General features: G+C 37.5%; 13 protein-coding genes. 10 read left to right on the forward strand and 3 right to left on the reverse strand.

The window, feature by feature from the left end:
- Window positions 1-150: 150 nt before the first annotated feature.
- The gene (locus JCM9152_RS05395; protein ID WP_035341796.1) at window positions 151-714 is read left to right on the forward strand and encodes a TetR/AcrR family transcriptional regulator; all 564 of its coding nucleotides are present in this window, start codon (window positions 151-153) and stop codon (window positions 712-714) included.
- A gap of 193 nt (window positions 715-907) precedes the next feature.
- A complete protein-coding gene (locus JCM9152_RS05400) occupies window positions 908-3,526 on the forward strand; it encodes a YhgE/Pip domain-containing protein (RefSeq protein ID WP_035341798.1) in 2,619 nt (872 codons plus the stop codon).
- Between the two features lie 107 nt (window positions 3,527-3,633).
- Here the strand turns inward: JCM9152_RS05400 and JCM9152_RS05405 are convergent, their stop codons facing one another.
- Both JCM9152_RS05405 and JCM9152_RS05410 read right to left on the reverse strand, forming a co-directional pair.
- A complete protein-coding gene (locus tag JCM9152_RS05405; protein WP_052015627.1) occupies window positions 3,634-5,118 on the reverse strand; it encodes a response regulator in 1,485 nt (494 codons plus the stop codon).
- Window positions 5,115-6,851, reverse strand: coding sequence for a cache domain-containing sensor histidine kinase (locus tag JCM9152_RS05410; protein WP_035341801.1), 1,737 nt, complete (start codon window positions 6,849-6,851; stop codon window positions 5,115-5,117). Before JCM9152_RS05410 ends, JCM9152_RS05405 begins: the two co-directional genes overlap by 4 nt.
- A gap of 348 nt (window positions 6,852-7,199) precedes the next feature.
- Here JCM9152_RS05410 and JCM9152_RS05415 point away from each other — a divergent pair, with 348 nt between their 5' ends.
- From JCM9152_RS05415 to JCM9152_RS05430, 5 genes are all read left to right on the forward strand, one after another.
- Window positions 7,200-8,516, forward strand: coding sequence for an ABC transporter substrate-binding protein (locus JCM9152_RS05415; protein WP_158318425.1), 1,317 nt, complete (start codon window positions 7,200-7,202; stop codon window positions 8,514-8,516).
- Window positions 8,517-8,718: 202 nt separating this feature from the next.
- Window positions 8,719-8,868, forward strand: coding sequence for a hypothetical protein (locus JCM9152_RS22945; RefSeq protein ID WP_201768785.1), 150 nt, complete (start codon window positions 8,719-8,721; stop codon window positions 8,866-8,868).
- A 95-nt stretch (window positions 8,869-8,963) separates the two neighbouring features.
- Window positions 8,964-9,599: a carbohydrate ABC transporter permease gene (locus JCM9152_RS05420; protein ID WP_268870713.1), complete on the forward strand. Its 636-nt coding sequence runs from the start codon at window positions 8,964-8,966 to the stop codon at window positions 9,597-9,599.
- Window positions 9,600-9,635: 36 nt separating this feature from the next.
- The gene (locus tag JCM9152_RS05425) at window positions 9,636-10,487 is read left to right on the forward strand and encodes a carbohydrate ABC transporter permease (RefSeq protein WP_201768786.1); all 852 of its coding nucleotides are present in this window, start codon (window positions 9,636-9,638) and stop codon (window positions 10,485-10,487) included.
- A 29-nt stretch (window positions 10,488-10,516) separates the two neighbouring features.
- On the forward strand, window positions 10,517-12,085 hold the full coding sequence (locus tag JCM9152_RS05430; RefSeq protein WP_052015629.1) for an alpha-L-rhamnosidase-related protein: 1,569 nt from the start codon (window positions 10,517-10,519) through the stop codon (window positions 12,083-12,085).
- A 77-nt stretch (window positions 12,086-12,162) separates the two neighbouring features.
- On the opposite strand, the gene JCM9152_RS05435 is transcribed toward JCM9152_RS05430, so the two are convergent.
- The gene (locus JCM9152_RS05435; RefSeq protein WP_035341803.1) at window positions 12,163-12,483 is read right to left on the reverse strand and encodes an antibiotic biosynthesis monooxygenase; all 321 of its coding nucleotides are present in this window, start codon (window positions 12,481-12,483) and stop codon (window positions 12,163-12,165) included.
- A 278-nt stretch (window positions 12,484-12,761) separates the two neighbouring features.
- Here JCM9152_RS05435 and JCM9152_RS05440 point away from each other — a divergent pair, with 278 nt between their 5' ends.
- The 3 genes from JCM9152_RS05440 (at window position 12,762) to JCM9152_RS05450 (ending at window position 14,135) form a co-directional block, all read left to right on the forward strand.
- Window positions 12,762-13,193, forward strand: coding sequence for a disulfide oxidoreductase (locus JCM9152_RS05440; RefSeq protein WP_035341805.1), 432 nt, complete (start codon window positions 12,762-12,764; stop codon window positions 13,191-13,193).
- Window position 13,194: 1 nt separating this feature from the next.
- Window positions 13,195-13,665, forward strand: coding sequence for a thioredoxin family protein (locus JCM9152_RS05445; RefSeq protein ID WP_035341808.1), 471 nt, complete (start codon window positions 13,195-13,197; stop codon window positions 13,663-13,665).
- 167 nt (window positions 13,666-13,832) lie between these two features.
- Window positions 13,833-14,135 (forward strand): phasin family protein, encoded by a 303-nt coding sequence (locus JCM9152_RS05450; RefSeq protein ID WP_035341810.1) that lies wholly within the window; start codon window positions 13,833-13,835, stop codon window positions 14,133-14,135.
- Window positions 14,136-14,171 lie beyond the last annotated feature (36 nt).

Below are 14,171 nucleotides of genomic sequence, written 5' to 3' on the forward strand. Positions count from 1 at the left end.
AATACGCATTTTATGTCAATATGTAAATAAAAAGAAATGATTACTTATATATGGTAAAGGGTATACTTGCATCGTTTGTACATGTATGATAACTTCATAGTAGATTAATTGACTAAAATAGTATTTTGGTCAAAATGGAGGACGAGTGAGATGCAGCGTAATAAAAAACAATTAATCTTAGACGGTGCGACAAAGTCTTTTACTCTTTTTGGTTATAAAGCGACGACGATGGATCAAGTAGCTAAAATAGCCAAGGTTGGGAAAGGAACGATTTATACGTATTTTTCAACAAAGGAGGAATTATTGAAGGCGATTATTGAGCACCTTGCTCTTGAAATGAGAGAGGTCGCAAATAAGTCCATTAATCCAGATGCCTCATTTGTGGACAACTTCAATGCTGCATTGAGTAGAATTGTTGAATTTCGCGAGAAGCATGAGCTGACGGTTAAGCTCTCTCAGGAGATGAGAGAATTAGGTACTCCAGCTGTTGGAGACGCTCTTCAAACTATGGAGGATGATATTTGTCAATATATTGAAGGGCGGATTCAGAAAGCGATTGATCAAGGGCAGTTACGTAAATGTGATCCAAAAGTGACGGCTTTTTTAATGTTTAAAATGTACATCAACCTTGTAAGTGATTGGAAAGAGCGTCACGGTCCATTATCAAAAGAAGAGGTCGCTCAATTAATGAATTTTTACTTTATGGAAGGCTAGCGCCGCTTTCCGAATAATGAAATATATCGGGTGACTGAAAAAAGATAAATGAGCGTTCATATTGTGCAATATCCTCGCACGTTGCGAGGTTAATATTACGAACGACGTATTTAAGTAAGACGCGAGTAGCTAGGTTTTTTTGTATAAAAATGACCAAAAAACTAATATAGTCAAAATGTTTTGGAGGAGAACGATGAGAAATGCATGGCACATTTTCAAACAAGATATTCATAATATTAAACGAGTTCCATTAGTCGGAATATTACTAATTGGGTTAGCGGTTTTACCGTCCTTATATGCATGGTTTAATCTAGGAGCGGCTTGGGATCCTTATGCTAATACAGAGGGAGTTCAGGTGGCTGTTGTTAATGAAGATCAAGGAACAACGATTCATAATGCAGATGTGAATGTTGGAGAGGAACTTGTTGATTCGCTTAAGTCAAATGAAAATTTAGGTTGGGTGTTTGTTTCTCGGACAGAGGCTGAACGAGGAGTGAAATATGGTGAGTATTATGCAAGTGTTTTTATTCCTGATACCTTTTCAGAAAATCTAGCCACAATAGTCGAAGGTGAACCGAGTCAAGCGAAGGTTCATTATCAAGTGAACGAAAAAGTGAATGCGATTGCTCCTAAAATGACGACAACAGGGGCTTCAACGATTGTCAATGAAATAAATGATCAGTTCATTCAAGAGACGTCAAAGGTGTTGTTTCAAGAGTTGGATAAGCTTGGGATCCGTTTGGAAGAGGAGCTACCTACTTTCCGTCGACTAAGAAACATCGTCTATGAGCTTGAGGAACATTTTCCAGAAGTGAATGAGCTAGGTGAATGGATCGTTGAAATAGACGAGAATTGGTATCAAATCGAGGAGAATGTTGAAATATTATTAGCAATAGAAGATTCGTTTCCATTATTTCATGAAGGATTAAACCATATTTTATTTTTAGAGGAACAGTTTCCTCGTGTGAATGAACTTGCCGATCGTATTGTTGATTTAGAAGCAGCCATTCCCGAAATTGAGAAAGCTGTTGACGGACTCATTGAAGTGAATCAATCATTTTCGAATGTGGAAGCGTATGTGGAAGAAGTATTATTAGCTGTGCAGGAAGCAAAAGTAAGCATAGTTGAGATAGAAGGACGCTTGCCTAAGTCGGTTGAAATAGAGGAGTCGATTGAATCTTTTTATTATGCATGGAAAGAGTTGGAAGGTCCATTAGTTGATACGATTGAACAGCACAATCGCTTGCTTAATCAGACGGCAAAGTTTATTAGTGAGTCAGCTAGTTGGTTAGAAGAAGAGAATGATGAGAATGTAATCGATATATTGGATTCTCTTTCAGAGGAATTAACATATCACCAGCAAACGATTGATCGCACAATGGAGATGTATTCTATTTTATACGAAACGACAGGTGATGCACGTTTTTTAGAAATGATTGAGCTATTTGAACAAATGACAGAAACTCTTCATCAATTGAATGAGTTAGTTGAATCAGCGAATGCTCAAGTTAAAGAAGGAGAATGGCTGACAAATGGGCAAATTCAAAGCATTCAAGATATGTCCAGTCAAATTGAAAGCATGACATCTGATATACAGGAACGAATAGATGAAGAGGGGTTATTTGAAGCATTCGAAAAAATAGAACAAGATTTATCTTCACAGCAAATCGATGCTATTTATGATGCATTTGAACTTGCTTCAGATATGGCACTAGCAAGTGAGGAAAAGTTTGAGCAATTGCTCAAAAGGCTACCGTCAATTGAGACAGCAGTGAATGATCTAACCGAGCAAATTGAGCGCAGCCTCCCTATAGCTGTCGAACGGATTGAGGCATTAAGTGCTTTTGGACAGGAAGAGCTTCCGAATATCGAGCAACAAGTTACTTCAGTTGCCAACTGGATTCGTCATGAAGCCCCGAAAGTAGAAGAAAGCTATTTATCGTTTACCAAAACGCTAGAGGAGAAAGTCCCAGCTGCAAAAGAAGCAATGAGGAAGCTAGCCTTATTTAGCCGTGAACAGCTACCAGAGACAGAGCAATTATTAACAGATGTTGCTAATCAGATTCGAGAGATTGATGAAAATGGTTATGTGAATGAACTCATTATGATGCTTCGTAATGATCTAGATGAAGAAACCGAGTTTTTTGCTAGTCCTGCATTATTAGAAGAGGAGGAGTTATTTTCGATTCCAAACTATGGATCAGCAAATGTACCATTTTACACGACATTAAGTTTATGGGTAGGAGCCTTATTATTATCCAATTTAATCACGACGAACTTACAAGGTGTAGATCGCAAAAATGAATTTTCGTTACGAGACGTTTATGTGGGAAGGATGATTCTTTTTTTGCTAGTGGCTGTTTTACAGGGGATCATCGTTAGTGTAGGGAATTTGCTATTATTAGGCATATATGCAGCACATCCAGTATGGCTTATCATTTCTTCAGTGTTTATTGCACTTGTATTTATGACGATCGTCTACACGCTCGCTTCTATACTTGGTAATATAGGAAAGGCGTTAGCGATCGTGTTACTTGTATTACAGCTATCTAGCGGAGGTGGAACTTTCCCGATTGAAGTAGCACCACCATTTTTTCAAGCGATTCATCCGTATATGCCTTTTTCTTATGCGATCAATTTATTAAGAGAGTCTATTGGTGGAATCATTCCATTGTTAGTTTTGAAAAATAGTTTGATATTACTCTTATTCTGGCTGTTAGCGTTAGTGATTGGCTTTGTGTTAAAGCCTGTGCTTGCTACAAGAATTGAAAAAACGTCGCAAAAGTCAAAGTCGAGTCGATTAGTTGAGTAGCGGTAACAAGCTAATGGAATTTGTTCATGCAAACAAATGATCAAAGAAGAGCATTGAAAAGGTTATTACCGACTTTCAATGCTCTTTGACTTTCATCTTGTGTCTGTCTATTCACCGTCTTTATATTTTCCTGGAGAAATGCCAGTATGTTTTTTGAAAACGGATGAGAAATGTCTCGGTGTATGATATCCTACCCTTGCGCTCACATCGGCAACTGTTTCCCCTTGTATAAGCCTCTCCTTTGCTCGTTCGATACGGTGTTTGGTCACGTATTTAATATACGATTCCCCAGTTTCCTCTTTAAATAAAAAGCTAAAATAAGTTGGATTCATGTCAACCATTTCGGCAACTTGCTGCAAAGTTAAATCTTTGTCGAAGTGCTGTTTAATATGAGCAATGGCAGTGTCGATAGCACTGTGCCGGGTTTGCTTTTTCATTTTTTGAGCTTGTGCAATTAATTCATGAAATTGGCTAGTTAACCACGTAATTAATTCATCCATACTATCAAAACGTTGTATTTCTATATGAGGCAAATGCAGGTTGGCTGTCGACAGATCTCCTAGCATTGCTTTCGTTTCATCAATAATATAGTAATATAATTTGATAAATGTCCCTTTTGATACGTCTGGGTCAAGAATAGTTGAATGATGAGTGTTGAAATACTCGTTAAGCTCTTGAAGGAAAACATCAAATTGCTCGCGTCGGAAACAATCAATGAGTTTTTTTTCCTGTTTAGAAAAGTCAGCAGGAAGTGTATCGTATTGACCAATGTCCTCTGATCGAATAAAACCCGTTTCTTTAAAATAACGACCGTGTTTGAGTGCCTTAATGGCTTGTACATAGCTTGTTGATAGTTCACTTGGGGTCGGGGCAACACTTCCACAGCCGACTGTCAAACCAATCGATTCAGCCCAGGAAAAGAGCGAGTCCCAAAGCATTGCATTCATTTCTTTGTATAGAAAAACAACAAGTATTTGTCTTGCCCCCTCCGTTAAGCTGAGATATTTGCAATGATCATCCTCGAGAAAGGATTGACTAGTCCCATCGTATGCTAGTATGAGCATTCCTCTTACATCTTCTATTGAAAAGGGTAGCAAACGTGTCCAGTTAGCAGTAGCTGGTCGCTGTCCATGAAGAAGGTCAAGCGTTTGTTTTTTTAGTCTTTCCTCATGTGTTTCGAACTGCTCGACCTTTAATTGTTTCAGCTCTTTTTGCTCATTGTAACGTTTCATCGTGCGAGTGATCGCATCCTCAATTTTTTCGATCGTCACTGGTTTTTCAATATAATCTATCACCCCAAGCTTGATCGCTTGTTTCAAATAGGTGAATTCAGTAAATCCACTAAAGACAATACATATGACCATTGGAAACTGCTCTGTAATTCTCTCAATTAAGCGGAGGCCATCCATTCCGGGCATCCGAATGTCAGTAAAAACGATATCAGGCTGTGTCTCTTCGATGAGAGACAGAGCTTCTATGCCATCATGTGCCATTCCAACAAGTTCGATGTTGTATTTCTCCCATTTAATCATCTTTTTTAATCCTTCTAAGACAATGTATTCATCATCACATATGACCGCTTTTAGCATCATTTATGACTCTCCTTTTCGTTTGGAATGTTGATGGTGATTTTTGTACCTTGATTGACTTCACTAGTAATGGTTAAAGATGCATTCTTACCGTAAAAAAGTTGTAGTCTTTCACGTACGTTAATAAGGCCATAACCTTTTTCTGTTTCCGCTAGGTTAGCGATTCCGACACCATTATCCTCGATAATGAGCTCAATATGAGTAGGGAGTTTTCTTCCCTTTACTGTAATTAATCCAGGGCCTTGCTTTGGTTCTAGCCCGTGATAAATCGCGTTTTCCACGAGTGGTTGTAGAGTGAGCTTTAATATTTCTAATTCACGAAGCTCATCATCAACATCATCAATATACGTAAAGCGGTCATCAAAGCGCAAATTTTGAATGGTCATATAATGCTTAATATGGTCAAGCTCTTGTTTTAACGGAATTAAATCGCGTCCATTATTTAAGACAAGGCGAAAGCTTTCTGAAAGAGCAACGGAAATTTTCGCGATTTTATCATGATTCTCTAACACGGCCATCCAATAAATCGAATCGAGTGTATTATACAAAAAATGTGGCTTAATTTGAGATTGTAACGCACGTAATTCACTTTCACGTTCCTTTAGCTGTGAGTGGATCAATTGTTCATTTAATTGCTCATTTTCCGTCGTAATCCGATCAAAGGACTTCCCGATTATCTCAAAATCATCATTGCTTTCTTTTTCAACGATTTCAGATGAGGATTGCTTTGTCCATTCATTAATTCGATGCCGAATTTGCTGGATTGGCTGAATGAAGCGTGAGGAATAGAGCAAAGAAATAAGAAATACCGTTAAACTCAAGGACGATGCTATCGCTATTGTGATGAGTCCAATTTGGTTTGATTCTCTTAATAAGTCGCTTTCCTCAATTATTTGAGCAAATGTCCAACCGGTTGTTCGGTTTTGATAGCTTGTCATAATATATCCATCATTACGTAAATCGTTAAACGTTTTCGTTAGATCACCATCAAACTCTATATCGCTAAGGTGATCATTAGGATCATAGACCGTCTGGATTTCTTCACTAGTTGAATCAATGACTAAAAAGCCACCATATTCTTGGTTATTAATGGCTCCTTCAAATAGCGTTTTTTTCACATTGACAATAAGAAAACCAAGTGGCTCAAGGCTGAAATCTTCTGGATCAAGTAAGAATTTAACGGATGAAAAGACATCTTGACGGTTCGATAAAACATCATGATTTAAAAATAATTCGTATCCACGTGCATCGACAGCTTCTTGATACCAGTTCAGTTCTAAAGGATTTTGTCCATAAAAAGTTTCTCCTGGAGAACGCCCGTAACAAATTGTTCGAAAATGAATGTCCATTATACAGACGGAATCCATGTATTGCTGGTCGATTAAAATATCAGAAAGGATATTTCGTAAGCGTAAATAGGTTTGTGTTCCAAGAGTGATTGTCTGGTTATCGGTTAAACCGCTTTCAATTAATTCTCTACGTAGTCCATCGTTTGAAAGAATCCTTCTTTCAAGGTTAATGATATTTTGAAATAGTAAATCAGCAGTAGAACTTGCGGTACTTAAATGCTGTTCGTTACTTTGAATATGGTTGTTTAATAAAGCATTTTTCGATAATCCATAGGAAATAATACCTAATACAGATATTGGAGCAATGGACAAAACGATAAAGGCTGTTAGTAGTCGTGTTCTCATTTTTTTAAAGTGTATTCTTTTTAAAAATGCTCGTGCATTCATGTTGTTTCCTTCCTTTTTGTATAGACGTAATCATTAATGAATTATGAGTTAGTCTACTATAGAAAGGGAATGAATCACAATCTTTTTATTTGAATCAGAGAACGTATTTCAGTGAAAGATGATAGGGAAAGGGCTGGTGTTGCAAGCTTTATAACACATTTAGAATGTATAGCTTTCATAGTAGTCTAATCAAGAAAGAGGAACTGGAGAATGTCTTATTTTTAGGTTGCCTAAAAAATAAGACATTAATCATAATTTTGTAGCACTTAAGAAATAGATTGTAACTGCTTACAATGAGAGTGTGGCAGTTAAAGACACACAAATTATAAACAAGTAGGGGGAAATATGATGAAAATGAAAAAGTTTGGTTTAGTTTTGATGCTGTTAGTTGTATTCGTTTTCATTGCAGCTTGTGGAGGCAATGATGCGAATGATGGAGACTATGGTGATACAAATGAAAACGGTTCAACAGAAGTAGCAGAGGATCGGACCTTTCAATTATTAACAGAGAATCATGATACAGAAAGAGATACGCAAGTTATCCGAGAATTATTCGACGAATATCGTGGGGATCATGAAGCTCAACTCGAACTAGAAGTATCCATCCTTGGGCAAACGGATATTATTCAACGTATTCAATTATTAACATCAAGCAATGATTTACCTGAACTATTTAAATATGAATCAGGTGTACCGTTACATGATTTAATTGATCAAGATTATGTTCAAAATGTCGAGGAAGCGTTTACTGATATCGGAATTTATGATCAGTTGAACACAGGTGTAGTAGAGTTATTAAACCGTCTAAGTGGAGAGCGTGGATTGTATGCGATTCCAGTTGAATTGAACATCGAAGGTTTTTGGTTCAACCAAGAAATCTTTGACGAGCATGGCTTAGAAATACCGACTACATGGGATGAGTTAATGGAGATTAGTGATGTATTGCTAGAAAATGGTGTTCAGCCATTTGCAGTTGCAGGTCAAGAAAGATGGCCAATTACTCGTTTTATTAACGGTTATGTTATTCGTACGTATGGTGTTGATGCGATGGACAGAGTAGCAAATGGAGAATTAGATATTACCGATGATGGCTTTGTTGAAGCGGCTGAAGTCGTTCAAGAAATGAGTGATCGTGGATACTTCGGTCAAGGTGTAAACACTATTGACTATGATACAGCTTCAGATATTTTCTTACAAGGAAATGCGGCGATGTATTATATGGGAAGCTGGGCGCTTGGCCAGTTTAATAATGAAGATGTGAACTTAATTGGAACAGATAATATAGGGTTCTTTAATATTCCACTTGTTGAAGGTGGCGTAGGTACGTTAGATGAATATTCGATGAACTCAGGTATGACTATTTCAATTGCCAAAGACAAGTATGATGAGCAAGTAGCTGATTGGCTAGAATATACTTTCGCTAATTTTGGTGATCGTGCGTTAGCAAATCATGGAATGATTACTGGATTCAATGTTGAGAAAATGCCGGCAGATGTTGAACCTTTAACACAAATGGTGCTTGAAATTATTGAAGAAATTGAGGATGGTGCCCTTTGGTTTGAGGCAAATATGGACACGAGAACGAAGGATGCTGCTGAGCAAAATGCTCAATTGTTAATCAATGGTGACATGTCAGCACAAGATTACATGGAAGCCCTTCAATAAATTGTCGTAGAAGTTATAATGAAGCCTTGATTGCCTACAGCCTACTTTGAACGCACGGTTCCTCGTAGGCTGTAAAATGAACGAATAGCTGGAGGTCACTACAAAAGGAAAAAGCGAATCTTTTTGCAGTGACCTTGAGTTAATGGTTATACCTTAAAACAGCTTAATGAATTTATCAACTTTCAGACAAGGACGTGAGTCTATGAATACGGTTTTACGAGATCGCAAAGCACTATTGGCTTTTGTTGGTCCTGCACTATTAATCTATTTAGTTGTTTTATTTGTTCCAATTGTTTGGTCAATTGGCTATTCTTTTTTTGAAGCTCGCCAATTCGTGGATTTGAGTTCGTAGGGATTACGAATTATGTAGAAATTTTTCGAGATCAAACATTTTGGAATAGCTTATGGTTAAGCGCTCGCTATGCTTTTTTTGTCACATCTGGACAAATTGTATTTGGATTACTGTTTGGATTAATTTTTGTTTTTTATATTAAACGTTTTTCGTCATTATTTCGTACGCTTATTTTCTTCCCGATGATTATTCCGGCTGTAGCGGTTGCGCAGCTTTTCACGAAGTTGTTCGAAATTGCCCCGCAATTTGGATTAGTGAATAGTATTTTCGATGCGTTGCATTTAGATATGCTCGTACAAGCTTGGTTAGGCCAAGGGGAAACGGCTTTTTGGGTCATTGTTCTAATGGATATTTGGCGAGCGGTTGGCTTCTACGCTGTTATTTTCTATGCGGGCTTAATTGATGTACCAGAAGACGTTCTTGAAGCAGCAAAGCTTGATGGTGCGACAGGCTTCACGCTTATCGGGAAAGTCGTTCTACCATTAATTCGTCCTATTTTAATTTCAGGAATCATTTTTAGTTTGAATGGTACTTTGAAAGTGTTTGAAAGTGTCGTTGCCTTGACTAATGGAGGTCCGGGTAATAGTACACAAACGCTTACGCTGTACATGTACAATACAGCTTTTAGTTACAATCAATATGGCTATGGAAGTACGATTGCTGTATTCCTTCTACTGTTCTGTTTAGGAGTGACACTATTAGTGTATCGACTAGCACGTAAGGATGTATAAGAAGGTCAGTCATAAAATGTGTGGGAGGGATTCATAGTGAGTGAGAAAAATGGACATGTGAAAGCATTTTTTAGTTCTTACACGATGAAAATACTTCTTTTTATCGTAGTTATAATACAGGTTTATCCCATTGCTTGGTTGTTAATGTCATCTGTGAAAGGGCCAACCGAATTCAATCTAAATCCAACGTATGCTTTACCAGAAACATTGCATTTTCAAAACTATATTGATGCATGGACCGTTGGAAATATGGGAACCTATTTTCAAAATAGTATACTCGTTACATTTCCTGCGTTAGCATTTATCATTTTGTTAGGTGCATCAACAGCATTTGCGATTGAAAAGATGAAATGGAAGCTAAGTAGTACAGTCATGCTATTGTTTTTGGCAGGAATAATGGTTCCTGTTCAAATTGTCATCTTACCTTTGTTTTCGATTTACTTTAATGTCGGGCTGTTAAATACACATTGGTCGTTAATTATTACGTATATTGCATTCGGATTACCATTAACGATCTTTCTATTTACAGGCTTTTTTAAATCGATCCCTAATGAATTAATAGAAGCAGCGGTTGTTGATGGGGCAACGATCTATCAAGTCTTTTTCAAAATTGCGACACCTATGCTTATGAATGCAATCGTAACGGTTGCACTCGTTCAATTTTTCTTCGTTTGGAATGATTTAATTTTCGCAATGACGTTTATTAATGATTCTGAGCTTAGAACGATTCAAACGGGCTTACTTGCCTTTACTGGCCAGTATGGTTCAAGACAATGGGGACCGACATTTGCATCGATTTCACTTGCGGTTATTCCGATTTTGTTCATTTATTTGTTCTTAAATCAGAAGATTATGAAGGGATTAACTAGTGGAGCGGTGAAGGGCTAATAACGAATGGAAAAAGGGAGGTAAATGAATTGAATATCCAAAAGATAGAGAAACAGACAATTGCGTTTAATGACGCTTTTACAAAAAGGGCAGATGCTCTTATACCTACTATTTATAAAGAGAGAAGAAGACCGAAACAACTTGTCGAGGTAGTAGAAGATTCAAATGTGATCCATGGCTGGCGTACAGATAAAGTCGGAGATGAGTCGGATTTAGGAGAAATAGAGTTTGGAAAAGGAGATTCTGTCATCGTTGATTTTGGAGATCATGAGGTAGGTTATGTCACACTTAAATTGAAATCAGTTGGCAGCCCACCAGATGCTCCTCTTCATGTGAAGCTAACCTTTGGTGAAATGCCTGTTGAAGTGGCAGAGCCCTTTTCATCCTATGATGGCTGGTTAAGTAGCTCATGGTTACAGGAGGAAAGCATATATGTCGATGTTCTTCCACACACTCTATCATTATCGAGACGATATAGCTTTCGATATGTAAAAATCAATGTCATTGATACATCACCAAAGTACCGTGTAGTGATTGACGATATATATTGTGATGCTGTAAGCTCTGCACGATCAGCTGATGTTCAAAATTACACAACTCAAGATGAACTTTTAGCCGATATAGATCACGTTAGTATAAAAACGTTAAAGGATTGTATGCAGGATATTTTTGAGGATGGTCCGAAGAGAGATCGACGCCTTTGGTTAGGTGACCTACGCTTGCAGGCATTAGCAAATTACAAGACATTTGCGACAAATGATCTCGTGAAAAGATGCTTATATTTATTTGCGGCTGTTCCAAATGACAAAGGCCAAGTTTCAGCCAATGTCTTTATTCAACCATCATTAATCGCAGATGATACGTATTTGTATGACTATTCGCTTTTCTTTACGACAACACTGTATGATTATTATGAAGCGACGAAAGACGAAAAGACGTTAATAGAGCTATGGCCAACCGCTTATCGTCAGCTAGAATTAGGACTTGCGAGGCTCGACGATCGTTTTATCGTTCAGGATGACGAAACGTGGTGGTCGTTTATCGATTGGAATAATAAGTTGAATAAGCAAGCTCCTTCTCAAGCAGTTTTAATTTATGCTTTACGAAAGGGGATTGCCTTAGCTCGAGCAGTCGAAGCAAGCGAACAAACTTTATTAGAAAATAAGTTAGTGGACATCGAAAAAGCGACAATGGCTCATTTGTGGGATGATACGAAGCAACTTTTTGTTAGTGGGAAGGATAAGCAAGTCTCATGGGCAGCTCAAGTGTGGATGGTACTGGCAGGAGTATTGAAGCAGGATGAGGGCAAAGCATTAATGGAGCGAGTCATCACCGAAGAACCAGCTGTTTCGATGAACACTCCTTACATGTACCATCATTTCGTTGAAGCGCTTCTGAAAGTCGGAATGAAAACAGAAGCGATCAAAACATTAAAAGCGTATTGGGGAGGTATGTTAGAAGATGGGGCAGATACGTTTTGGGAGCTGTATAATCCAAATGATAAAGCATTCTCGCCATATGGTAGCCATTTGATTAATAGCTACTGTCATGCATGGAGCTGCACGCCAACTTATTTAATAAGAGCATATAAGCTATAATTGGAAGTTTACTAGAGATTAAAAGAAGGGCACTGAAGAAGAAACCAATCTGTTTCAGTGCCTAGTAGTGTTTTATTTTAACTAATCGCAGTCTTTACAGCTTTTACTTCATATTTATCGACTTCAACATCTAAAATATAATCTGGTTTTGATTGCTCTTTTTTTGCTTTATGGCCCGCAATGTGAGCATCGCTCTTTTCCCAATTTTTCCATGCTTCTTCCGATTGCCAATGAACGAGGACCATCACTTCTTCCTCGCCGCGTCTTACTTTCTTGACCATGACTTTAAGGTCAATGAAGCCTTCTTGTTGTTCAATAATTCCTGGTTGACTAAATTGCTCAACGATCGTTTGAAAGTGTCCTTCTGCTATCGTTAATTTTCGAACTTGTACAAACATATGTATTGCCCCCCAGCGGTTATTGGATGATCGAACTAGATTGTTTTAAATGAGTTAGACTGATTACTACAATCTAATTCGCTACATTGATTGTGACCATCTTATTGCTCATTATATCAATAATGATAATCAGTTTCAATAAAAGAGTTCTTAGATAAAATATTTTTTCACAAGTATGTTTATTTCGTGAATGGCAGTAAACTTCTTTTCTTTTTTCATGTCATTTTGATATAGTAATATCTATAGACAGACGATTAACGAAATAGAAGAGGTGAACGATGAAAAAGATATCGATAAGTAGTGAGAATCTTCTGTTTTGCGCATGGGGGATTTCACTGATCGCTACAGCTGGTAGTTTATATTTCTCTGAAATTGTCGGCTACATCCCTTGTGATCTGTGCTGGTATCAACGAATCTTGATGTATCCTATGGTCATTATTTTAGGTATAGCTGTTATTAAGAGAGACTTGAACCAAGCACTGTATTCAGCTTTGTTTTCAGGGATAGGGATGTTTGTGGCGTTGTATCAGTATATGCTGCAAAAAGTTCCTTCAATGAATGAGTTAGATTCATGTGGTATAGTGCCTTGTTCAGCACAGTATATAAATTGGTTTGGTTTTGTCACGATTCCGTTTTTAGCGCTTATTGCGTTCATTTTAATTTTTATCATAAGTATTACGATTTTAATTCGAGTAAGGAGATCAAAATAAAATGAAAAAAGTAATTATTTTCTTTGTCATCATCATCGTTTTATTCGGTGCATTAGCGATTGTCAACCATTTTTCAACAAGTCAAAAAGTAGAAGGGAATCCATTTGGGAAATCAAGCTTGAACCCGGCTACGATTGAACAATTGGATGATCCGAACTATCAAAATATTATTCTTCCTGAAGAGCTTGAGGCGTCATTAGATTCAGAGGAGAATATGACGATTTATTTTTATCAACCGACTTGTCCGGCATGTGTGGCGGTATCTCCTGTTATCGTACCAATGGCTGATGAAATGGGAATTGATATGCAACTATACAACCTTGTTGAATTTGAGTCTGGCTGGTCCGAGTATGACATTTCGTCAACACCTACGATTGTTCACTTTGAAAATGGAGAAGAGGTAGGACGAGTGGGGCTGTTAGAAGATGAACAATATGAAATGTGGTTTGAGCAAATAGCTCAAGCACAATAATGAAAAAAGGCTACTAATGAGAAAATAACTTATTTAGTAGCCTTTTCCTTCATATAATTAATTAATGTAAATAAAAGGTTTGACAGAAGGCGATACTGGGTAAAAGGATTAAACATATAGTTTTTATATTGTGAAAAAATTCACTTAACTTTGTAGGAGGGACTATTATGAGAGATCGGTTAAAGAAAGGGTTAGCTCTAGGAATTGGATTGGCTGTTGCTAGTAAGGAGCAAATCGAAAAAACGGTTGAAGAATTAGTGAAGAAAGGGGAATTAAGTCAGCAGGAATCAAAGGAATATATGAATGAGCTTTGGAAGAAAGCGGAAGAGACGAAAGGAGAGTTAGATGCGAAGCTACAGGAAAAGATTAAGCATGTTTTGGCAGATTTGAATGTGGCGACAAAGGATGAAGTACAAGTGCTTGAACAGCGTATTCGAGACTTAGAAGCAAAGCTAAGTAAACAAGATTGATTATAATAGAAATATGGATGAAAGGAGGAGGGTGCG

The organism is Halalkalibacter hemicellulosilyticusJCM 9152 (genome assembly GCF_000513115.1).
Lineage (GTDB): Bacteria > Bacillota > Bacilli > Bacillales > Bacillaceae_D > Halalkalibacter > Halalkalibacter hemicellulosilyticus.